20 protein-coding genes and 2 pseudogenes are annotated in these 19,835 nt (G+C 67.5%); 9 read left to right on the plus strand and 13 right to left on the minus strand.

Translation table 11 applies throughout. The features are described 5' to 3' along the window. Nucleotides 1-744: 744 nt before the first annotated feature. Nucleotides 745-945, plus strand: a pseudogene (locus PSm6_RS30405) (HAMP domain-containing protein); the annotation flags it as partial. 15 nt (nucleotides 946-960) lie between these two features. Next, entirely contained in the window at nucleotides 961-1,803 is an 843-nt protein-coding gene (locus PSm6_RS30410; RefSeq protein WP_371877108.1) for a methyl-accepting chemotaxis protein, read from the plus strand. Nucleotides 1,804-1,930: 127 nt separating this feature from the next. Here PSm6_RS30410 and PSm6_RS05485 read toward each other — a convergent pair whose 3' ends face one another. The 3 genes from PSm6_RS05485 to PSm6_RS05495 are packed head-to-tail and all read right to left on the minus strand — an operon-like array spanning nucleotide 1,931 to nucleotide 3,010. After that, entirely contained in the window at nucleotides 1,931-2,545 is a 615-nt protein-coding gene (locus PSm6_RS05485) for an SOS response-associated peptidase (protein WP_021222268.1), read from the minus strand. A 22-nt stretch (nucleotides 2,546-2,567) separates the two neighbouring features. Continuing rightward, nucleotides 2,568-2,828, minus strand: coding sequence for a putative signal transducing protein (locus PSm6_RS05490; protein ID WP_265169714.1), 261 nt, complete (start codon nucleotides 2,826-2,828; stop codon nucleotides 2,568-2,570). Then, nucleotides 2,828-3,010: a CPXCG motif-containing cysteine-rich protein gene (locus PSm6_RS05495; RefSeq protein WP_184487390.1), complete on the minus strand. Its 183-nt coding sequence runs from the start codon at nucleotides 3,008-3,010 to the stop codon at nucleotides 2,828-2,830. The genes PSm6_RS05490 and PSm6_RS05495 overlap by 1 nt, the downstream gene beginning before the upstream one ends. Nucleotides 3,011-3,114: 104 nt before the next feature. Here PSm6_RS05495 and PSm6_RS05500 point away from each other — a divergent pair, with 104 nt between their 5' ends. Then, the gene (locus tag PSm6_RS05500; protein ID WP_021222265.1) at nucleotides 3,115-4,278 is read left to right on the plus strand and encodes a 1-acyl-sn-glycerol-3-phosphate acyltransferase; all 1,164 of its coding nucleotides are present in this window, start codon (nucleotides 3,115-3,117) and stop codon (nucleotides 4,276-4,278) included. A gap of 79 nt (nucleotides 4,279-4,357) precedes the next feature. Here PSm6_RS05500 and PSm6_RS05505 read toward each other — a convergent pair whose 3' ends face one another. Both PSm6_RS05505 and PSm6_RS05510 read right to left on the minus strand, forming a co-directional pair. Then, complete coding sequence (locus PSm6_RS05505; protein WP_043246545.1) at nucleotides 4,358-4,645, minus strand: hypothetical protein; 288 nt, start codon at nucleotides 4,643-4,645, stop codon at nucleotides 4,358-4,360. 178 nt (nucleotides 4,646-4,823) lie between these two features. Further along, nucleotides 4,824-5,408 carry a YajG family lipoprotein gene (locus PSm6_RS05510; RefSeq protein WP_021222263.1) on the minus strand — a complete coding sequence of 195 codons (585 nt, stop codon included), beginning with the start codon at nucleotides 5,406-5,408 and terminating at the stop codon, nucleotides 4,824-4,826. Nucleotides 5,409-5,581: 173 nt separating this feature from the next. Between PSm6_RS05510 and PSm6_RS05515 the strand changes: the two genes are divergently transcribed. Together PSm6_RS05515 and mqo are read left to right on the plus strand one after the other, a co-directional pair. After that, a complete protein-coding gene (locus PSm6_RS05515) occupies nucleotides 5,582-5,815 on the plus strand; it encodes a hypothetical protein (RefSeq protein ID WP_043246548.1) in 234 nt (77 codons plus the stop codon). Between the two features lie 336 nt (nucleotides 5,816-6,151). After that, nucleotides 6,152-7,674, plus strand: a pseudogene (gene mqo / locus PSm6_RS05520) (malate dehydrogenase (quinone)). A 121-nt stretch (nucleotides 7,675-7,795) separates the two neighbouring features. Here the strand turns inward: mqo and PSm6_RS05525 are convergent. From PSm6_RS05525 to PSm6_RS05535, 3 genes are all read right to left on the minus strand, one after another. Beyond that, complete coding sequence (locus PSm6_RS05525; protein WP_021222260.1) at nucleotides 7,796-9,103, minus strand: WD40 repeat domain-containing protein; 1,308 nt, start codon at nucleotides 9,101-9,103, stop codon at nucleotides 7,796-7,798. Nucleotides 9,104-9,197: 94 nt separating this feature from the next. Further along, nucleotides 9,198-9,485 carry a PA4642 family protein gene (locus PSm6_RS05530; RefSeq protein WP_021222259.1) on the minus strand — a complete coding sequence of 96 codons (288 nt, stop codon included), beginning with the start codon at nucleotides 9,483-9,485 and terminating at the stop codon, nucleotides 9,198-9,200. Between the two features lie 63 nt (nucleotides 9,486-9,548). Then, entirely contained in the window at nucleotides 9,549-10,070 is a 522-nt protein-coding gene (locus PSm6_RS05535) for a hypothetical protein (protein ID WP_265169715.1), read from the minus strand. Nucleotides 10,071-10,198: 128 nt separating this feature from the next. Here PSm6_RS05535 and dauA point away from each other — a divergent pair, with 128 nt between their 5' ends. Beyond that, on the plus strand, nucleotides 10,199-11,923 hold the full coding sequence (dauA, locus tag PSm6_RS05540) for a C4-dicarboxylic acid transporter DauA (protein WP_265169716.1): 1,725 nt from the start codon (nucleotides 10,199-10,201) through the stop codon (nucleotides 11,921-11,923). Here the strand turns inward: dauA and PSm6_RS05545 are convergent. Together PSm6_RS05545 and PSm6_RS05550 are read right to left on the minus strand one after the other, a co-directional pair. Then, entirely contained in the window at nucleotides 11,911-12,381 is a 471-nt protein-coding gene (locus PSm6_RS05545; RefSeq protein WP_265169717.1) for a WbuC family cupin fold metalloprotein, read from the minus strand. The two genes, dauA and PSm6_RS05545, sit on opposite strands and share 13 nt — an antisense overlap. 4 nt (nucleotides 12,382-12,385) lie before the next feature. Next, a complete protein-coding gene (locus tag PSm6_RS05550; RefSeq protein WP_021222255.1) occupies nucleotides 12,386-12,943 on the minus strand; it encodes a hypoxanthine-guanine phosphoribosyltransferase in 558 nt (185 codons plus the stop codon). A 267-nt stretch (nucleotides 12,944-13,210) separates the two neighbouring features. Between PSm6_RS05550 and upp the strand changes: the two genes are divergently transcribed. Together upp and PSm6_RS05560 are read left to right on the plus strand one after the other, a co-directional pair. After that, a complete protein-coding gene (upp, locus tag PSm6_RS05555) occupies nucleotides 13,211-13,849 on the plus strand; it encodes a uracil phosphoribosyltransferase (protein ID WP_021222254.1) in 639 nt (212 codons plus the stop codon). Nucleotides 13,850-13,852: 3 nt separating this feature from the next. Next, a complete protein-coding gene (locus PSm6_RS05560; protein WP_021222253.1) occupies nucleotides 13,853-15,130 on the plus strand; it encodes a uracil-xanthine permease family protein in 1,278 nt (425 codons plus the stop codon). A gap of 57 nt (nucleotides 15,131-15,187) precedes the next feature. Here the strand turns inward: PSm6_RS05560 and PSm6_RS05565 are convergent, their stop codons facing one another. The 3 genes from PSm6_RS05565 to PSm6_RS05575 form a co-directional block, all read right to left on the minus strand. Beyond that, nucleotides 15,188-16,546, minus strand: coding sequence for a spinster family MFS transporter (locus tag PSm6_RS05565; RefSeq protein WP_265169718.1), 1,359 nt, complete (start codon nucleotides 16,544-16,546; stop codon nucleotides 15,188-15,190). 125 nt (nucleotides 16,547-16,671) lie between these two features. Beyond that, nucleotides 16,672-17,697, minus strand: a complete 1,026-nt coding sequence (gene hemH, locus PSm6_RS05570) for a ferrochelatase (protein ID WP_265169719.1) — start codon at nucleotides 17,695-17,697, stop codon at nucleotides 16,672-16,674. Continuing rightward, nucleotides 17,694-18,605, minus strand: coding sequence for a TIGR01777 family oxidoreductase (locus PSm6_RS05575; RefSeq protein ID WP_265169720.1), 912 nt, complete (start codon nucleotides 18,603-18,605; stop codon nucleotides 17,694-17,696). The genes hemH and PSm6_RS05575 overlap by 4 nt, the downstream gene beginning before the upstream one ends. Nucleotides 18,606-18,805: 200 nt before the next feature. Between PSm6_RS05575 and PSm6_RS05580 the strand changes: the two genes are divergently transcribed. Beyond that, nucleotides 18,806-19,789 carry an NAD(P)/FAD-dependent oxidoreductase gene (locus PSm6_RS05580; protein WP_021222249.1) on the plus strand — a complete coding sequence of 328 codons (984 nt, stop codon included), beginning with the start codon at nucleotides 18,806-18,808 and terminating at the stop codon, nucleotides 19,787-19,789. The last annotated feature ends 46 nt before the right edge of the window (nucleotides 19,790-19,835 follow it).

The raw sequence follows: 19,835 nt of genomic DNA on the forward strand, positions 1-19,835 counted from the left end.
CACCACATCCTCGCCAACAACCCCAAGCTGCTGGACGCCTACATCGGCTGGGAACCCAACGCCTTCGGCGAAGACGCCAACTTCCTCGGGCAGACCGGGCACAACGCTGCCGGTCGCTTCATCCCCTGGTGGTACCGCGACGCCAGCGGCAAGCTGGTGATGGACGTGCTGGGCGATACCCTGGAAAGCGTCAAACCGCTGCCCACCGGTGTGCGCGAGGGCGAGTACTACCTCTGCCCGCGCGACACCAAGCGCCCCTGCGTGATCGACCCGGCGCCCTACGACATGGGCGGCAAGATGGTGATGCTGGCGTCCTTCAACGCGCCGATCCTGGTCAAGGGCCAGTTCCGCGGCATCGCCGGCGCCGACCTCTCCCTCGACTTCATCCAGCAGTTGCTTCTCAGCGCCAACCAGAAGCTCTACGGCGGCGCGGGTGAAATGGCCCTGCTCTCCAGCAACAAGCGCCTGGTGGCCTACACGGCCGACGCCAGCAAGCTGGGCGAGCCGGCGGACCGGGTGCTGGGCAGCGCCGTGGCGGACAACCTGCGCACCCTCCAGGGCGACCAGCCCGCCTACGAGATCGATCGCGACAACGGCCGCATCCTGCTGCTGGTGCCGTTCAAGGTGGCGAGCACCGACGCCGTCTGGTACCTCAGCCTGAACATGCCGCTGGACACCGTGATGGCCGACCTGCACAAGCTGGAAGCCGACCTTTCCACCCAGCGTGACGAGGACATCTTCGGCATGTCGGTGGTCGGCCTGCTGATCGCCGCCCTCGGCCTGGTGGTGATCTGGTTCGTCGGCTTCGGCATCGCCAGCCCGCTGCGGCAGATGGTGACCATGCTCGACGATATCGCTCAGGGCGAAGGCGACCTCACCCGCCGCCTGCACTCCGAGCGCGCCGACGAGCTGGGCTCCATCGCCAGCGGCTTCAACACCTTCCTCGCCAAGCTGCAGACCATGATCAGCCAGGTGGTGAGCTCGGTGCAGAAGGTCAGCGACTCCTCGGAGCACACCGCCGACATCGCCATCCGCACCAACCAGGGCGTGCAGAAACAGCTGGCGGAGATCGAGCTGGTGGCCACCGCCGTCCACGAGATGACCGCCACCGCCCAGGACGTGGCGCGCAATGCCACGCTCGCCGCCGAGGCCGCCAGCCATGCCGATCAGGCCGCCAACCACGGCAAGCGCATCGTGCAGAGCACCACCGAGGCCATCACCGCCCTGGCCGGCGAGATCAGCCGCGCCGTGGGCGTGGTGCAGAACCTGGCCAAGGACAGCGAGAACATCAACGCCATCCTGGTCGCCATCCGTGGCATCGCCGAGCAGACCAACCTGCTGGCTCTGAATGCCGCGATCGAGGCCGCCCGCGCCGGCGAGCAGGGCCGCGGCTTCGCCGTGGTCGCGGACGAGGTGCGCAACCTGGCGCAGAAGACCCAGCAGGCCACCGAAGAAATCCAGACCATGATCCAGCAGTTGCAGCAAGGCACCCGCGACGTGGTCAAGGTGATGCAGGACAGCCAGGACAAGACCGACACCAGCGTGCAATCCGCCAGCGAGGCGGCCCATGCACTGGAGTCCATCACCCAGGCGGTGTCGGTGATCAACGACATGAACACCCAGATCGCCAGCGCCGCCGAGGAGCAGAGCGCGGTGGCCGAGGACATCAACCGCAACGTCACCAACATCGGCCAGGTGGCCAATGAAGTGGCCGGCGGCGCCGACGAAGCCTCCCAGGCCAGCGCCGAGCTGACCAAGCTGGCCGAGCAGCAGCGCCGGTTAATCAATCAGTTCAGGGTGTAGTGCTTCAAGCCGTGCGTGGGGCGGGTTCATTCGCGAATGAATTCGCTCCCACCGGCTCTTCCCCACCACCACGCCTGTAGGGGCGACTTCAGCCCTGTAGCCCGGGCTTCAGCCCGGGAAGATCCGATCACGCCGGCGTCAGGCACTCCGGCCCATCCAGCTTGGGGTCGTTGACCAGGGTGGCCAGCGCCCGCTCGCGCAGGGGTGGCGAGGCGGCGGTGAGCAACGCGCGCAGGTCTTCCGGATCACTGTCCGCGCCCAGCCAAAGCTGCTGGCCGGCTTCGTCCAGCACCAGCGGCCGACGCAGGTCGGCGGCGGGGCGGGTGATCATCGCCAGGCTGAGGTATTCGGCATCGCCCACCGGAAAGGGCTCCCAGAGTGCGGCGAAGTGCAGCAGCGACGTTTCGCCGCTGACCCAGTAGGGCCTCTTACGCACCCCGCGCCACTCGTAGAAGCCGTTGGCCGGGATCAGGCAACGGCGCTGGCGGAAGGCATCGCGGAACATCGGCTGTTCCACAAGGGTTTCGGCGCGGGCGTGGGCGGGGGTCTTTGAAAGATCGGTGAGCCAGGCCGGGGTAAGGCCCCAGCGGGCCAGGTCCAGGCGCTGCTCGCCGGCTTGCCCGCGCAGCATCAGCACCCGCGCACCGGGCGCCAGGTTCCAGTGCGGCTGCTGCTCGGCGGGGAAACCGGGCAACGCGGCGAATGCGGGCGACCAGCGAAACAGGGCGAAGCGTCCGGACATCAGGCAAAGGGCTCGGGCAGGTTCAGCACAGCAGGGTGCCGGGGTAGCTGTCGGGCTCATCGCCCGGCATGGGTTGCGCGGCATTGTACGTGGCGATCAGCAGCCGCGCCCGCTCGGCGTCCTCATCCTCCACCAGCAGGCCCAGCAGCCCCATCAACGGTAGCTCGCCGATACCGCCCAGCAGGTGCCCGCCGGCCAGGTGGGCCTCGATGCCCTCGCTGGCCAGCATGCCCAGGAGCAGCTCCGCCTCGATCAGGTCGCCGGGCTCATAGATGCGCTGCATCAGTCGTCCTCCCGCCGCACGTCGAGGCTCCAGTCCTCACCGTCGGTGGCGAGCGCGAAGACGATGGGCCGGCAGCACACCGGGCAATCCTCGATGTACTGCTGGTCGCCGGCAGAAAGGTCGAGCACCGCTTCCACCGGTTCGCCGCAGTAGGGGCATTCATAGGCCTGGGTTTCCAGCATGCGAAACTCCCGTGTGACTTGGCTGTATAATCGCCGGTCTATTTCAGGCCCCGTGATTCGGGGCGCCACCCTTATCTCCAGCCGCAGCACAACAAGAGAACCCGATGGGCGAATTCGAAGCCATCCGACCCTACGACGATGCCGAGGTGGCCGAGGTGCTCGCGCGCCTGTCCGCCGACCCGGCTTTCCTCGGCGCCCTCACCCGCTATCGTTTCCCCCGCCTGGCAGGCCCGCTCGGCTGGCTGCTCAAGCCTGTTATAGCTCATCGCCTGCGTCGCGAGTTCCGCGGCATCGCTTCGGTGACCGCGCTGCAGGACAAGATCGAGCCCTACGTCGACCACACCATCGAGCGCGCCACCGACGGCGTGACCTACTCGGGCGTGGACAAGCTCAAGCCCGGCAACCCCTACCTGTTCGTCGCCAACCATCGCGACATCGTCATGGACCCGGCCTTCGTCAACTACGCCGTGTACCACGCCGGGGTGCCTACGCCGCGCATCGCCATCGGCGACAACCTGCTGCAGAAGCCCTTCGTCAGCGACCTCATGCGCCTGAACAAGAGCTTCATCGTGCACCGCAACCTGGCGGGCCGGCGCGAGAAGCTGGCGGCCTTCCAGTTGCTTTCGGCCTACATCAACCACTCCATCCGCGTGGACGCCCAGTCGATCTGGATCGCCCAGGCCGAGGGCCGCGCGAAGGACGGCGACGACCGCACCGATTCGGCGATCCTCAAGATGTTCCACATGAGCCGCAAGGACGAGCCCTTCGCCGCGGTGATCCACGACCTGCACGTGGTGCCGGTGTCGATCAGCTACGAATACGATCCCTGCGACCTGGCCAAGGCCCGCGAGCTGTATATCCGCGCCACCACCGGCGGCTACGAGAAGGCGCCGGGCGAGGACGACACCAGCATCGCCCTGGGCATCACCGGCTACAAAGGCCGGGTGCACATCGCCTTCAACGACGAGATCCGCGAGGACATCGCTGACGCCAAGCTGCTGGCCGCCGAGATGGACCGTCGCATCCTCGGCGGCTACCGGCTGTTCCCGGTGCACTATCTGGCCTACGCCATGTGGAGCGAGCGCGACCCCGAGCTGGCGGTGCCGACGCTGGAAAGCCTGTTCGGCACGGACGAGATCGCCCGCGCCCGCGCCGAGTGGCAGAAGCGCCTCAACGCCTGCCCCGAAGAACAGCGTCCCTGGCTGGTGCTGCAGTACGCCACCCCGGTGCGCAACCAGTACCGCATCAGGGCCGGCCTGCCGCTCTGACGGTAGCGCGCAATGCAAAACGGCGACCCTCGGGTCGCCGTTTTCATGTCCAGCCGGTCACCGGCAGCGCCGGGATCGCTCAGAGCTGGGTGCTGGCCCAGGACACGCCAAGGGCCACGGCCAGGCTGAAATAGCCGAAGGCGTAGAAGAAGCGGTTCAGCCGCTGGGTGGTCTCGTCCTGCATCAGCGCCGGTTGCGCCATCCCCTCCATTTCGCTGTCGGCGGCCAGGCGCCCGGCGACGCGCTGCTCGCGCAGGCGGGTGGCGACCAGCAGCCAGGAACCGACCAGGGCGAAGAACAGCGCCAGGGCGTTGACCACCTGGTGGGGATGGGCGAGGTAGACAGACCAGAGGTCCTGCAGGGACATCTTCAACTCCGAGCAGGCGCGGCCTGCGAGGTGGAAATGCGGCCGCGCGGGGAGCGGGCCATCCGGATTCGGCGGCGAGTCTACCCGAGCGCCCCGCTCCCCTGCGGCGTTTCCGACGAATCGCGCAGGCAAGAAAAAGCCCGGCACGGGGGCCGGGCTCGTTCGCAGCGGTGCAGCCTTACTGCGCCAGCATCTGCCCGATGGTCGGGTCCTTGAAGGCGCGGGTCAGGGCGTCGCTGAGTACCCCGGATACCAGCTTGGTATTGGTTTCCTGGTTCGGCGCGGTGCCGAACTGCTGGGCCAGGGAGGCGCTGTAACGGCCGCTGTAGCGACGGCTGGCGTTCTGCACGTCGACACGGAAGGTGGCGCTGATGTCAGCCTTGGTCACGTAGACGCCTTCCTTGGGCGACTGGTACTTCAGGTCGGCCAGGGTCAGGGTCAGCTGCGGGGCGTTGAAGGCGTTGGGCGACGGCGTGAAGCCCAGCAGGCGCACGGCGGCTTCGGCTTCGGTCTGCAGGCGCGGCAGGATGTCCTGGCCCTGAACGGTGATGTTGCTGGTGTCCGCATAGAGGCCGCCACGGGTGCCGAGCACCGGCGAGGAGCGCCCATCGGCGACACGAACCACTACCGGCTGGCCCTGGCCGACGGGCGTGAGCGGGCCGGTGAGCTTGGGTTGCGGGCTGAGTTGTTGCGGGCTGAGGGCACAGCCGACCAGGGTAAGGCTGAGGCCGGCCAGCAGGCCGAGCAACGCGCGATTCAGCATGCTTGTTTCTCCAGGTTGGACGCGGAAGGCCGGGAGTATAACCAGCCGGCACGCCTACTGACAGAGCGCTATCAGTGGCCTGGAATGAGACCGTTGGGAGGCCCGGCGGGTTCCTGTAATGCCCCTGTCACGCAGGGATGGGATAAAGCGGCATACCCAAGGAGAAAGCCGTGATGATGTTCCTCTGGTCCCTGTTCGCCCCTCGCGCCAAGATCCGCTGCTTCGCCCTGCTCGACGACAAGGGCCTGTGCCGTGGCTTCCACCAGGCTGCCGAGGCGCCCGTGCGGGGCCGATGGGTGCAGGTCCGCGAACAGCGCCTGTCGTGGATCGGCCAGCAACTGCCCGCCTCCGCGCTCATCCAGCAGGTCGTCCAGCAGTCACGCGGCGCGCGAGCGTTGGCGGCCTGACCGATGGATGAATAAAAGTCACGTACAAACGCTCAATTCCTCCTATTTCTTCGCTACAATCGCCCCCGATTATAAGGTCGTCTCCTGATCGGGCCTCGCAACACCGGCCGAGCCTTCGCTTGGCACCCGCACAGCCCCACAGAGAGCCGTCCACTTTCGCTGCCATCACTGGCCTGCCGCACCTTCCGCCCGACGTGCAAATCCCTTTGCATGGACGCAGCGCCACCCGCGCTGATGGAAGCGGCCTGCCCCCGGTAGGCGATCTTTTGAGGTTCACGTCTCCAAAAGAGCGTGAGATGACGGTTTTTCACTACTTCACGAGAGAGTGGCGAGCAAATGGCGCAAGACGATTACCAAGCAGTGGACGTGTTGCTGGTCGGGGCCGGCATCATGAGCGCCACACTGGCGGTCCTGCTGAAGGAACTCGATCCAGGCATCAAGCTGGAAATCGCGGAACTCCGCGAATCCGGTGCCATCGAGAGCTCCAACCCCTGGAACAATGCGGGTACCGGCCATGCCGGCCTGTGCGAGCTGAACTACACCCCCAGGCCGCCGATGGTTCCATCGACATCAAGAAAGCGGTACTGATCAACACCCAGTTCGAAGTCTCCAAGCAGTTCTGGTCCTACCTGAGCGACAAGGAAGGCTTCGGTTCGCCCCGTGACTTCATCAACTCCGTGCCGCACCTGTCCTTCGTGCGCGGCAAGGACATCCCCTTCCTCAAGACGCGCTTCGAAGCCATCACCAAGCACCACGCGTTCGCCCACATGGAGTACTCGGAAGACCGAGCCACCCTGGCCGAATGGATGCCGCTGATGATGCCCGGCCGCCCTGCGGACGAAGCGGTCGCCGCCACCCGTGCGGCCAACGGCACCGACGTCAACTTCGGCGCCCTGACCAACCAGTTGCTGCAGTACCTCGCCACCCAGGCGGATACCCGCGTCAGCTACTTCCAGAAGGTCACCGACCTCAAGCGTACCGATGACGGCTGGAAGGTCAGCATCAAGAACACCCAGAGCGGTGCCAACCGCGAAGTCGCCGCGCGCTTCGTGTTCCTCGGTGCCGGTGGCGGCGCGCTGCCGTTGCTGCAGCTGTCGGGCATCCCGGAAGGCAAGGGCTTCGGCGGCTTCCCGGTCAGCGGCCAGTGGCTGCGCTGCGACAACCCCGACGTGGTCAAGCACCACCAGGCCAAGGTCTACAGCCAGGCCGAAGTGGGCGCCCCGCCGATGTCCGTGCCGCACCTGGACACCCGCGTGGTCGACGGCAAGAAGTCCCTGCTGTTCGGGCCTTATGCCGGCTTCACAACCAAGTTCCTCAAGCACGGCTCGTTCCTCGACCTGCCGCTGTCGGTACGCCCGAGCAACCTCGGCCCGATGCTGGCCGTGGCGCGCGACAACATGGACCTGACCCGCTACCTGATCAAGGAAGTGATGCAGTCCCAGGAACAGCGCCTGGATGCCCTGCGCAAGTTCTACCCGGAACTCGACCCGGCCGACTGGCGCCTGGAAGTGGCCGGCCAGCGCGTGCAGATCATCAAGAAGGACGCCAAGAAAGGCGGCATCCTGCAGTTCGGCACCGAACTGGTGGCCGCGGAGGACGGCAGTATCGCCGCCCTGCTCGGCGCATCCCCGGGTGCTTCGGTGACCGTTTCGATCATGCTCAACCTGATCGAACGCTGCTTCGCCGAGCAGGCCCGCTCGGCCGAGTGGTCCGCCAAGCTGAAGGAGATCTTCCCCGCTCGCGAGAAAGAGCTGGAGACCGACGCCGAGCTGTACCACCGCGTCAGCCAGCACTGCGATGCGCGCCTGGGCATCGCGACCGCCAAGCCGGCCGAAGCCAGCGCCGCCACTGCGGGCTGAGCTTCAGCGCCATGAAAGAACCGCCCCTCGGGGCGGTTTTTTCGTTCTGGGGCAGAGCCAGCCAGTAGGATGGGTAGAGCGGAGCGAAACCCATCATGCAGAGCAATGGTCTTCGCGCCGATCACCACGCCAGCGGCGTTTCCTCGCCCTTCCAGAACAGCCAGCGGCGACGCTCGCGGTGCTCACCGGTGCCGATCTGCCACTCCGGGCGGCCAGCCTCCAGGTCGATGATGGCGATGATGCCGGCGTAGCTGGAGGCCACCAGGGTTCGGCCATCGGCGGAGAGGTCGATGGCGCACAGGGTCGAACCGAGGAAGTGCTGCCAGACAGGCTCACCCGTCGCATCGACGCAACGCAGGTAGCCGTAGGCGTCGCCGAGGATGAAGCGATCGCCCAGGGAGGCACCGGCGTAGACGCGCGCGCCCTCCTCCACCAGGGTCACGCCCGCCACATCCTCGTAGTGGTCCGAATCCAGGCCCGCTGCCTGGGCGAGGTCCACGGCGACGGTGCCGCCGTTGTAGAAGTGGCAGGCGTTGAAGGCCACGCTGCGGCCATCGCCACTGAACAGGGCGTAATGCGGGTACTCGCCATGGGGCCCGATGGCCGCCACCGGTTGCAGGTCGGCGTCGAACAGGTGATGGCGACCGTCCTGGCCGCCCACGGCGATCCAGCGACCGTCCGCCGACACCGCCCCGTGCTCCATGCTCAGGCCGGTGGAGTACGGCGGCTCGTAGTCGGTGGCCTCGGCGTATTCCTTGAGGGATGCGTTGTCCGGGTACAGGCGGCGCGCGCCTTCCGGGGCCAGCACGAAGATGCCCGAGCCGCTCACCAGCAGCACCCGGCGCCCGTCCGGGAAGGGCTGCAGACGCGTGGGGCGCGGCGTCTCGGCGAAGGTTTCCAGCTCCACGCCCTCAGGTGCATCCTCGGTGCCCAGCGGCCAGGGGCAGTGCAGCACCACCGGGCCGTCCCAGCCGTCCCGCACCTCCACGCCCGTCTCCCGCGCCAGGGCGTAGAAACGTCGATTGGGGCAGGCGCCGAAGAACGCCAGGCCCGGTACATCCTCGACCCGATCACCGACGATGCGCACCACGTGCCCCGGCTCCCAGGTGGCGCCGATGCGCGCGACGATGGAGCCATCATCCAGCAGCGCGAGCATGGGAATGGCCTGGCCCTGTTCGTCGAGCACCTCGTGCAGCGGCGCATGGGCCGGTGGCCAGGCTTCCTGCAGCCCTTCCAGGTGGCCACTGCGGTTGGCCTCGCGCAGGGCTTCCAGCAGCGCGGGAACCAGCTTCTCGCGCCCGGCGGAACTGGGCTCCTTGCCGGCGTTGTCCCAGCCCTCGCGCAGGCCTTTCTCGACATAGGCGTTGATCGCGCGGGCATAGGCGACGGTCTTCTGCTGCCAGCGTTGCGATGCGTCTTCCTTGCTCATGTGCACCTCCTCGTTCGTGCGTTGGGTCACTGTTTTTGCCAGGCCCAGAAAAGCAGAAACCCGCTCGAAGGCGGGTTCCTGTGGATAACTCGGGTCAGCCCCGGGCGGCCTGAACGGCCTCGATATAGGGTTCGGCCAGGCGCTGATCCTTGATCAGGGCGACGAAGTCATTGCCCTGCTCGTCCTTGGCGCCGAGGTCGTAGCCGGCCTCGAGGAAGAACTGCAGGAAGCGTTCGAAGTCATCGATGCGCAGGCCGCGGTAGGCCTTGACCAGCTTGTGCAGGGACGGCGGCGTCGCATCGGCCGGCTCCACCGTGAGGAACAGCTTGATCGAGTCCTCGGTGATTTCTTCGCCGATCACCTGCTTCTTGTCTTTGCGCATCGCTCACTACTCTCTGGCCGGAACACACGGGGCCCGAAGTTTACCCCCGCAGGCCGATGCGGCTCAACGCAGGCGTACGGGCCCCAGGTGCAGGTCGGCCCAGACATGGCCGTTGGGGTAGGCGGCGAACTGGCAGAACACCGTGCCGCTGCGCAGCAGATCGAGCACCGCGCGGTACTGGGACTGCGGGTAGTGCAGCGTCAGTTTGCGGGCGGCTTCGTCGTAGGTCGCCTTCTTCAGGCTCTTGCCGTCGGCCTCGAAGTCGATCTGCACATCGACCGCTTCCGAGCCCTTGCCGGTCGTCTTGCCCACGGGAGTGGCGCGCAGCTGGATCAGCATCGGCGTGGTGATGGGGATCGGCTGCTGGTTGGATTGGCGCTGGTTGCCCAGGGTGACGCGGTAGCTGACCACCTTCACCACCAGTTGCTGCTCGGGCTGCTCCTGGCGCAGGCCCTGTTCGTCGGGGGGCAGGAAGTCGGTCTGCAGGAGTGTGGTCGCCCCCTTCGGGGCCCCGCTCGGGGCGGCGGCCAGGGGCAGGCTGGCGGCGAGCAGGAGGATGGCAGCGAAGCGGGTACGGCGAGACATCGGCAACTCCCGGCAGAAACGAGCGCAGCACTCTAGCATGGGCCCTTGGCCTGTAGTCATTGGACTCAGGTCAAGGTGGCAAGCGCCACGCAGCCCCTATAATCGGTGCCTTCCGCCGAGGAGTCGCCATGTCATTACCCATGCCGCCACTGTTCGCTGCCCTGCGCCAGAGCCTGCGCAGCGGCTATTCCTGGAAATCCCTGCGCAGCGACCTGGGCGCCGGCCTGACGGTGGGCATCGTCGCCATCCCGCTGGCCATGGCGCTGGCCATCGCCGTCGGGGTCGCGCCGCAGCATGGCCTCTATACAGTGCTGGTGGCCGCCCCGCTGATCGCCCTCAGCGGCGGCTCGCGCTTCAACGTCTCCGGCCCCACCGCCGCCTTCGTGGTCATCCTCCTGCCCATCACCCAGCAATTCGGCCTCGGTGGCCTGCTGCTGTGCACCATGATGGCCGGGATGATCCTCCTCGCCATGGGCCTGGCGCGCTTCGGCCGGCTGATCCAGTTCATCCCCTACCCGGTGACCCTGGGCTTCACCGCCGGCATCGGCATCGTCATCGCCACCCTGCAGATCAAGGACGTGTTCGGCCTGGAGCTGGCGCACCCGCCACAGAACTACGTCGAGCAGCTCGGCCTGCTGGCCCAGGCACTGCCAAGTGCACACCTGGGCGACGCGCTGGTGGCGCTGGCCTGCCTCGCGGTCCTGCTGTTGTGGCCGCGCCTGGTGCCCAAGGTGCCGGGACACCTGGTGGCCCTGGCGGTCGGCGCCCTGCTGGGCCTGGCCCTGGATTACCTGGGCCTGCCGGTGGCGACCCTCGGCGAGCGCTTCACCTATGAACTCGATGGCATGGTGCACCCCGGCATCCCGCCCTTCCTGCCGAGCTTCGCCTGGCCCTGGGAGTTGCCCGGTGCCAGTGGCGCACCGCTGGTGATGTCCTTCGAGCTGGTGCGTCAGTTGCTCGCCCCGGCCTTCGCCATCGCCATGCTGGGCGCCATCGAGTCGCTGCTCTGCGCCGTGGTTTCCGACGGCATGACCGGCACCCGCCACGACCCCAACGCCGAACTGCTCGGCCAGGGCCTGGGCAACCTGGTGGCGCCGCTGTTCGGTGGTATCACCGCCACCGCCGCCATCGCCCGCAGTGCCGCCAACGTCCGCGCCGGCGCCGTGTCGCCTATCGCGGCGGTGATCCACGCCGGGGTGGTGCTGCTGGCCATGCTGCTGCTGGCGCCGCTGTTCAGCTACCTGCCGATGGCCGCCCTGGCGGCGCTGCTGCTGATGGTGGCGTGGAACATGAGCGAGGCGCGCCACGTCGCCCACACCCTGCGCATCGCCCCGCGCAACGACGTGCTGGTGCTGCTCACCTGCCTGGTGCTGACGGTGCTGTTCGACATGGTGCTGGCGGTGGGCGTCGGCCTGCTGCTGGCGGCGGCCCTGTTCATCAAGCGCATGAGCGACCTCACCGACGCCCAGCCCCTGCCCGCGCACCTCGGCCAGGCGCTGGAGGGCCTGCCGGAACAGGTGATGCCCTACGTGATCCGTGGCCCGTTGTTCTTCGGCGCCGCGGAAAAGGCCCTGAGCGTGCTGCGCCGGCTGAACCCGCAGGTGAAGGTGGTGATCGTGGAAATCAGCGCGGTACCGCTGCTGGACATGACCGCACTGGCGGCCATCGAGAACCTGCTGAACGACTACCACAAGCAGGGGATCGGCCTGGTGCTGGTGGGCACCACGACGCGGGTGCGGCTGAAGCTGCGCCGTGCCGGCATCCGTCGCGAGGACGGCCGCCTGGCCTATGTGCGCGACCTGGAACAGGCGCGGGCCAAGGCCCTGCGCTGGCTGGAGCCTCAGCCGAACTGAGCGCGCATCCAGGCCAGGTAGTCGAGGGCGGCGGGCTCGCCTTCGCGGGGCGCCCAAGGGGCGAACTCCCCATCCACCAACGGGCGATAGGGGCCGGCCTTGCATTCGAAGAGCAGGCTGTCGGCCTCCAGCACCACCAGGGCATGGAACTGGCCGGGCGTGAGATCGACCCCGACGCACTCGCCCCCGGCACGCAGCTCGCGAGTCTCCTGCACGGCACCGTCCTCGCTGAACAGCAGCAGGCCCAAGGCGCCCTTGAGCACCAGCAGGGTCTCGGCCTTGTCGGCGGACAGGTGGCGATGGGGGGCGATGTAGGTGCCGGGTTGCAGCCCCACCGCCAGGCGGTGGCAGGGCTCTTCCATGCCGTGGAAGTTGTGGTGCAGCCGCTGGCGCGGGCTGGCCGCGGCCCCTGCGGCCAGGTCGGCGAACAGGGCCTGGTCGAGGAAGCGCACAGCCACGGGCTTAGAGCCCTTTAACGGCAAAGATGCCGGCGGCGTTGCGCCAGTAGCCCTTGTAGTCCATGCCGTAGCCGAAGATGTAGCGGTCCACGCAGGGCAGGCCCACGTAGTCGGCCTTGAGGTCCGGGCGCGCCTTGCGGTCGTGGGTCTTGTCGATCAGCACGGCGGTGTGCACGTGGGCGGCGCCGGCGTGTTTGCAGAAGTCGATGATCGCCGCGAGGGTGTGCCCTTCGTCGAGGATGTCGTCGATGATCAGCACGTCGCGGTCGATGAAGGAGATTTCCGGCTTGGCCTTCCAGAACAGCTCGCCGCCGCTGGTTTCATTGCGGTAGCGGGTGGCGTGCAGGTAGGACAGCTCCAGGGGGAAGTCGAGCTTCGGCAGCAGCTTGCCGGCGAAGATCAGGCCGCCGTTCATCACGCAGAAGACCACGGGGTTGCGCTCGGCCAGCTCGCCATTGATGGCGCCGGCGATCTGGTCGATGGCGGCTTCGACCTGGGCATCGGTGTACAGGCAGTCGGCTTCGGCCATTACCTGGCGGATGTGGGCGAGATCGGCGGGCATGGCTTTTCCTCTGTTTTTGAGCGGCGTTGGCCCTGGCTTCCGTGGGAAGTTGATCGGGGCGTCAAGATAAAAGTCGGCAAAGGTACTCATCCGTCTGTCCGGGAGCAAGCCCTGCCGGACGAGTGTCGAGGATAGTTTGTCGCAGCCCTGCAGGCCTCGTCATGCAACGCCCCAAAGGTCGCGCGACCGGCCAGTCAGTCACGACATGGCACAGGCAATGCTTTAATCTAACGCAATTTTTTTGCCAGCCCGCCGGAGTAACACCCCATGCCTATCCGAGAGATCCGCCACCCGCTGATCCGCCACAAAATCGGCCTGATGCGCCGCGCCGACATCAGCACGAAGAACTTCCGCGAACTGGCCCAGGAAGTGGGCGCCCTGCTCACCTATGAAGCGACCAACGACCTGCCCCTGGAAAACTACGAGATCCAGGGCTGGGCGGGCCCGGTGCAGGTGGAGAAGATCGCCGGCAAGAAGATCACCGTGGTGCCCATCCTGCGTGCCGGCATCGGCATGCTCGACGGCGTGCTCAGCCTGATCCCGGGCGCCAAGGTCAGCGCCGTGGGCGTGGCCCGCAACGAGGAAACCCTCGAAGCGCACACCTACCTGGAAAAACTGGCCCCCGAGATCGACGAGCGCCTGGCACTGATCATCGACCCGATGCTGGCCACCGGCGGTTCCCTGGTCGCCACCATCGAGCTGCTCAAGCGTGCCGGCTGCAAGGAGATCCGCGCCATGGTGCTGGTGGCCGCGCCGGAAGGCATCAAGGTGGTCAACGATGCCCACCCGGACGTGATGATCTTCACCGCCTCCATCGATGAAAAGCTCAACGAGCATGGCTACATCATTCCGGGCCTGGGCGATGCCGGCGACAAGATCTTCGGCACCAAGCAGAAGGACACCTGATCCATGAGCGATGAATTCAACGAACCGCTGTGGCGCCAGGTGCTGTCCGGCGCGCAGATGCTCTTCGTGGCCTTCGGCGCCCTGGTGCTGATGCCGCTGATCACCGGCCTGGACCCGAACGTGGCGCTGTTCACCGCCGGCATGGGCACCCTGCTGTTCCAGATCGTGACCGGTCGCCAGGTGCCGGTGTTCCTGGCATCGAGCTTCGCCTTCATCACCCCCATCATCCTCGCCAAGGGCCAGTTCGGCCTGGCCGCGACCATGGGCGGCGTGGTGGCGGCGGGCTTCGTCTACACCTTCCTCGGCCTGGCGGTGAAGATCAAAGGCACCGGCTTCATCGACCGTTTGCTGCCCCCGGTGGTGATCGGCCCGGTGATCATCTCCATCGGCCTGGCCATGGCCCCCATCGCCGCCAACATGGCCATGGGCAAGGCCGGTGACGGCACCGAGCTGATCCCCTACGCCACCGCCATGTGGATCTCCATGCCGGCGCTGCTGACCACCCTGGTGGTGGCGGTGTTCGGCAAGGGCATCTTCCGCCTGGTGCCGATCATCTCCGGCGTGCTGGTGGGCTTTGCCCTGTCGTTCTGGTTCGGCGTGGTCGACACCGCCAAGATCCTCGCAGCGCCCTGGCTGGAACTGCCGGCCTTCACCGCCCCCGAGTTCAACTGGCAGGCCATCCTGTTCATCGTCCCCGTGGCCCTGGCCCCGGCCATCGAGCACATCGGCGGCGTGATCGCGGTGGGCAGCGTCACCGGCAAGAACTACCTGAAGACCCCCGGCCTGCACCGCACCCTGCTGGGCGACGGCCTGGCCACCTCGGCCGCCGGCCTGTTCGGCGGCCCGCCGAACACCACCTATGCCGAAGTCACCGGCGCGGTGATGCTGACCAAGAACTACAACCCGAAGATCATGACCTGGGCAGCGCTGTTCGCCATCGGCCTGGCCTTCATCGGCAAGTTCGGCGCCATCCTGCAGAGCATCCCGGTGCCGGTCATGGGCGGCATCCTCTGCCTGCTGTTCGGCTCCATCGCCGCGGTGGGCATGAACACCATGATCCGCCACAAGGTGGACCTGGCCGAGGCGCGCAACCTGGTGATCGTTTCGGTGACCCTGGTGTTCGGCATCGGCGGCGTACTGATCGGTACCGGCACCGGCCCGGACGACTTCGGCCTCAAGGGCATCGCCCTCTGCGCCATCGTCGCCATCGCCCTCAACCTGGTCCTTCCCGGCCACGACGCCTGGAAGCACAAGGCGGCGGACGACGCGCCGGACATCTGAGCCCCGCGCCACAAAAAAAGCCCCGCAATCGCGGGGCTTTTTCATTGGGGCCGCCAGTCAGGCATCCGCCAGCTTGGCCGCCGGCAGCGGGCTCGGCGCCACCCACTGCTTCAGGCGCTCGATGCTTTCGCGGTAGGGCTTGAGCCCCATCCACAGCAGCACCACCGAGCTGAACACCGCCAGCGAGGTGACGATCAGCAGCGAGTAGCGCAACGCCTTGTCGTCGGCGAACACGTAGTCGGTCACCAGGGCCACGGCGGTGGGGCCGAGGCCCAGGCCGATCAGGGTGATGACAAACAGGTAGATGGCCGAAGCCTGGCCACGCATGGAGTTGGGCATGATCTCCTGGATCGCCGCCGGCGCCACGCCGAAGGGCATGCTGAGGAAGAACACGGTCGGCGCCATCAGCACGGTCACCCAGTTGGCGTTGTCCAGCAGCGGGAACACCACCACCAGCGGCAGCGCCCCGATGGCGGCGATGAGGCCGACGCGCATGTTGGCGTCGCTGCGCCCGCGCTTGGCCATGCGGTCCGCCAGGCGGCCGCCGAAGACGATGCCGAGGCAACCGAACACCGCGACGATGCTGCCGTAGACCACGCCCACATGGCCGGCGTCCCAGCCGTAGGTGCGGATGAAGAAGGTGGGGATCCACGCCGCGCTACCGTAGCCGGCGAAGGCCAGCCCGGCGAAGCCGAAGTTGTGGCAGAGCACAGTGCGGCGGTTGGCGCGGATGTAGCGCCCCACTTCAGAGAAAGGCACCGCGACACCGGCGCCCACGCCGCGCCGGGCCGGTTCGCGCACCGCCAGCATCAGCAAGGTGAAGAGCACGCCGGCACCGCCGAGGATGAGGAAGATCAACTGCCAGGGGCGCACGTCACCCAGCAGCGGCAGGTGCACGTCGCCCTGAGCGGAGGCGAACTTGATCACCAGCCCGCCGAGCAGGAAGGCCAGCCCCGAGCCGAGGTACACGCCCATGGAATACACGCTGATGGCGGTGGCGCGGCGCTCCTGGGGGAAGCTGTCGGCGATCAGCGAATAGGCCGCCGGCGACAATGCCGCCTCGCCCACGCCCACGCCGATGCGGCAGACGAGGAACTGCCAGTACAGCTTGGCCATGCCGCAGGCGGCGGTGGCAGCGCTCCAGAACAGTACGCCGATGGCGATCAGCCCGCGGCGGCTACGGGTATCGGCCAGGCGCCCTAGGGGGATGCCGCAGACGGTGTAGAACAGCGCGAAGGACAGGCCCATCAGCAGGCTCATCTGCGTGTCGCTGATGACCAGATCACGGCGGATGGGCTCAACCAGCAGGTTGAGAATCTGCCGATCGATGAAGGAAAGCACGTAGGCCACCATCAGAATGGCGACGGTGGTCCAGGCTCGCAGGCCCGAGGGATAGCCATTGTTGTTGTTCTGCATGGGCTCTCCTCGGCGCCGCCGGTGCGGCGCACGACGGTGGAAGAAGCGCCCAGCTTAGGTGCAGGCGGGATGAAGCAGCGGCTTTATAGGCCAGGCGAATGCCCGGGCTGTCCCCGGGCTGATGCTCAGAGCAGGCGCTGGGCCTTGCCGGAAAGGCTGGCCAGTGCCTGGGCCCATTGCGGGTGATCGTTCATGCAGGGCACCAGTACCAGGTCCTCGCCGCCAGCGGCGATGAACTGCTCGCGCCCGCGGTCGCCGATCTCCTCCAGGGTCTCGATGCAGTCGGCGACGAAGGCCGGGCACATCACCAGCAGTTTCTTCACCCCCTGTGCCGCCAGTTCGTCGAGGCGGCTCTCGGTGTAGGGCTCGATCCACTTGGCGCGCCCCAGGCGCGACTGGAAGGACACCGACCACTGCCCCGGCTGCAGCCCCATGCGCGCGGCGAAGCCTTCGCTGGTGCGGTAGCACTGGGCACGGTAGCAGCGGGCGAGCACCTGGCCCTCGGCACGCTGGCAGCAGTCCGCGCCCTTCAGGCAGTGGCTGCCACTGGTGTCGGCCTTGTGCAGGTGACGCTCGGGCAGCCCGTGGTAGCTCATCAGCAGGTGATCGAAGCCCTGCTCCAGGTGCGGGCGGGCGCTGGCCACCAGGGCATCGAGGTACTCGGGCTGGTCGTAGAAGGGGTCGAGCACCTGCACCTGGAGCTTGAAGCCATGGGCGGCGATGACCCGGCGCGTCTCCTGTTCGACGGTGGTGGTGGTGCTGTCGGCGAACTGCGGGTAGAGCGGTGCCAGCGTCACGCGCTTGACGCCCTGGCGCACCAGCTCCTGCAGGGTGTTCTCGATGGAAGGCTCGCCGTAGCGCATCGCCAGGGCCACCGGCCCATGGGGCCAGAACGGCTGGGTGGCGGCCTGCAGGCGGCGGCTGAGAGCGACCAGCGGCGAGCCTTCGGGCCACCAGATGGAGGCGTAGGCATGGGCCGACTGCGCGGGACGCTTGATCAGGATCAGCGAGACCAGCAGGCGACGCAGCGGCCAGGGCAGGTCGATGACGTAGGGGTCCATGAGGAACTGGTTGAGGTAGCGACGCACGTCCTCCACCGAGGTGGAAGCGGGTGAGCCCAGGTTGGCCAGCAGCAGCGCGTGATCAGTCATGCAACGTCCTTAGGCCTCAGCACATCGGCGAGCGCCGTATCCAGATCGGTGAAACGAAAGATGAAACCGGCGTCCAGCAGCCGCGCCGGCACGGCGCGCTGGCCGCCCAGCAGGAGGATCGACATCTCCCCCAGCAGCAGGCGCAACGCGAAGGTCGGCGCCGGCAGAACGGTCGGCCGCCCCAGCGCGCGGCCCAGGCTCCGGGTGAAATCACAATTGCGCGCGGGGTGCGGAGCGCACGCATTATAGGGACCGCTGGCCCCCTCCTGATGCAAAAGAAAATCCATCGCGGCGATTTGATCCTGCAGGTGAATCCACGGCATCCACTGGCGGCCGCTGCCCAGGCGCCCGCCCAGGCCGAGGCGGAACGCCCGGAGCATGTCGCGGAGGAAACCATCATGGGCCGCAAGCACCAGGCCAGTGCGCAACAGCACCACGCGGATGCCCAGTGCCTCGGCGCGTTGCGCGGTCTCTTCCCAGGCGATGCACAGGGCGCTGGCAAAATCGCCGTTGCCGGGTGGCGCGTCCTCGCGCAGCTCGCGCTCGCCGGCGTCGCCATACCAGCCCACCGCCGAGCCGGACAGCAGCAGCGCCGGGCGTTGCTCGCGGGTCTCCAGCCAGGCCAGCAGGCGCTCGGTGAAGGCCACCCGGCTGTCGAGAATCTTCGCCTTGCGGTTGCGCGTCCACAGCCCGCCGGCCACCGGTTCGCCCGCCATGTTGACCAGCGCATCCAGGGGCCCGTCACCGTATTCGTCGAGGCTGCCGATGGCCCGCACCACGGGCCCGCAAAGCCCCGCCACGCGCTGCGGCGTGCGGCTGAGCACGGTGACCTGGTGGCCCTGCCCGCTCCACAGCCGGCAGAGCTCACGGCCGATCAGGCCAGTACCGCCGGTCAGCAATATGTGCATGGCATCCTCCTCGCATGGTGCTAAGTGGAGATATCGCCCTAGTCTGAATCAAGACAGGGCACGGGTTGAGTCCGCCATGGTCACACCTTTATGAGCGGCACTCGAATTGGAACCGATAGCCCTGTACAACGCAACAAAAGTGTATAGGTTTATCGAACACCTGATCAGCAGTCGCTACAGCACAAGGTAAAGAGGTAACCATGAGCACTCCCATCGCCATCATCGGAACCGGCCTCGCGGGCCTTTCCGCCGCCCAGGCGCTGCATGCCGCCGGGCACGCCGTGCAGCTCTTCGACAAGAGCCGCGGCAGTGGCGGTCGTATGGCCAGCAAGCGCAGCGACGCCGGTTCGCTCGACCTCGGCGCGCAGTATTTCACCGCCCGTGACCGCCGCTTCACCGAAGTCGTCCAGCAATGGCGCGACCGCGGCTGGGTCGCCGAGTGGACGCCCACCCTCTACAACTTCCGCAACGGCACCCTCTCGCCCTCCCCGGACGAACAGGTGCGCTGGGTCGGTACCCCACGCATGAGCGCCATCACCCGGGCCCTGATGGGCGCGCTGCCGGTGAACTTCAGCTGCCGCATCACCGAGGTGTTCCGCGGCGAGCAGCACTGGAGCCTGCAGGACGCCGAGGGCCAGAGCCACGGCCCCTTCAGCCACGTCATCATCGCCACCCCCGCGCCCCAGGCCACCACCCTGCTGGCCGCCGCCCCCAAGCTCGCCGGGGTCGCCGCCAGCGTCGCCATGGAGCCCACCTGGGCCGTGGCCCTGGCCTTCGAGAAGCCGCTGGAGACACCCGTCGAAGGCTGCTTCGTGCAAGGCAGCGGGCTCGACTGGGTGGCGCGCAACCGCACCAAGCCCGGTCGCGACAACAGCCAGGACACCTGGGTGCTGCACGCCACCAGCGCCTGGAGCCGCCAGCACCTGGACCTGCCCAAGGAAGCGGTGATCGAGCAGCTCTACGGCGCCTTCGCCGAGCTGATCGGCTGTGCCGTATCGCCGCCAGCCTTCACCCTGGCCCACCGCTGGCTCTACGCGCGCCCGGCCCAGGCCCACGAATGGGGCGCCCTGGCCGACGCCGACCTGGGGCTCTACGCCTGCGGCGACTGGTGCAGCTCCGGCCGCGTGGAAGGCGCCTGGCTGAGCGGGCAGGACGCCGCCCGCCGCCTGCTCGAACACCTCTAACGGTCGCACACCGTCCCATCGGCGACCCCGGACAGGTCGCCGAAAA

The sequence above is a fragment of the Pseudomonas solani genome, from assembly GCF_026072635.1.
GTDB classification, from domain to species: domain Bacteria; phylum Pseudomonadota; class Gammaproteobacteria; order Pseudomonadales; family Pseudomonadaceae; genus Metapseudomonas; species Metapseudomonas solani.

What these genes read in the sequence shown, in the direction of transcription:
- PSm6_RS05490 (WP_265169714.1), bottom strand. Translation starts at nt 2,828, where the DNA reads ATGCAGCGCATCTATGAGCCCGGCGACCTGATCGAGGCGGAGCTGCTC.
- PSm6_RS05565 (WP_265169718.1), bottom strand. Translation starts at nt 16,546, where the DNA reads ATGCAGAACAACAACAATGGCTATCCCTCGGGCCTGCGAGCCTGGACC.
- PSm6_RS05510 (WP_021222263.1), bottom strand. Translation starts at nt 5,408, where the DNA reads ATGCTGAATCGCGCGTTGCTCGGCCTGCTGGCCGGCCTCAGCCTTACC.
- PSm6_RS05525 (WP_021222260.1), bottom strand. Translation starts at nt 9,103, where the DNA reads ATGAGCAAGGAAGACGCATCGCAACGCTGGCAGCAGAAGACCGTCGCC.
- dauA (WP_265169716.1), top strand. Translation starts at nt 10,199, where the DNA reads ATGTCATTACCCATGCCGCCACTGTTCGCTGCCCTGCGCCAGAGCCTG.
- PSm6_RS05550 (WP_021222255.1), bottom strand. Translation starts at nt 12,943, where the DNA reads ATGCCCGCCGATCTCGCCCACATCCGCCAGGTAATGGCCGAAGCCGAC.
- PSm6_RS05530 (WP_021222259.1), bottom strand. Translation starts at nt 9,485, where the DNA reads ATGCGCAAAGACAAGAAGCAGGTGATCGGCGAAGAAATCACCGAGGAC.
- PSm6_RS05560 (WP_021222253.1), top strand. Translation starts at nt 13,853, where the DNA reads ATGAGCGATGAATTCAACGAACCGCTGTGGCGCCAGGTGCTGTCCGGC.
- upp (WP_021222254.1), top strand. Translation starts at nt 13,211, where the DNA reads ATGCCTATCCGAGAGATCCGCCACCCGCTGATCCGCCACAAAATCGGC.
- PSm6_RS05535 (WP_265169715.1), bottom strand. Translation starts at nt 10,070, where the DNA reads ATGTCTCGCCGTACCCGCTTCGCTGCCATCCTCCTGCTCGCCGCCAGC.
- hemH (WP_265169719.1), bottom strand. Translation starts at nt 17,697, where the DNA reads ATGACTGATCACGCGCTGCTGCTGGCCAACCTGGGCTCACCCGCTTCC.
- PSm6_RS30410 (WP_371877108.1), top strand. Translation starts at nt 961, where the DNA reads ATGATCAGCCAGGTGGTGAGCTCGGTGCAGAAGGTCAGCGACTCCTCG.
- PSm6_RS05515 (WP_043246548.1), top strand. Translation starts at nt 5,582, where the DNA reads ATGATGTTCCTCTGGTCCCTGTTCGCCCCTCGCGCCAAGATCCGCTGC.
- PSm6_RS05500 (WP_021222265.1), top strand. Translation starts at nt 3,115, where the DNA reads ATGGGCGAATTCGAAGCCATCCGACCCTACGACGATGCCGAGGTGGCC.
- PSm6_RS05495 (WP_184487390.1), bottom strand. Translation starts at nt 3,010, where the DNA reads ATGCTGGAAACCCAGGCCTATGAATGCCCCTACTGCGGCGAACCGGTG.
- PSm6_RS05485 (WP_021222268.1), bottom strand. Translation starts at nt 2,545, where the DNA reads ATGTCCGGACGCTTCGCCCTGTTTCGCTGGTCGCCCGCATTCGCCGCG.
- PSm6_RS05505 (WP_043246545.1), bottom strand. Translation starts at nt 4,645, where the DNA reads ATGTCCCTGCAGGACCTCTGGTCTGTCTACCTCGCCCATCCCCACCAG.
- PSm6_RS05580 (WP_021222249.1), top strand. Translation starts at nt 18,806, where the DNA reads ATGAGCACTCCCATCGCCATCATCGGAACCGGCCTCGCGGGCCTTTCC.
- PSm6_RS05575 (WP_265169720.1), bottom strand. Translation starts at nt 18,605, where the DNA reads ATGCACATATTGCTGACCGGCGGTACTGGCCTGATCGGCCGTGAGCTC.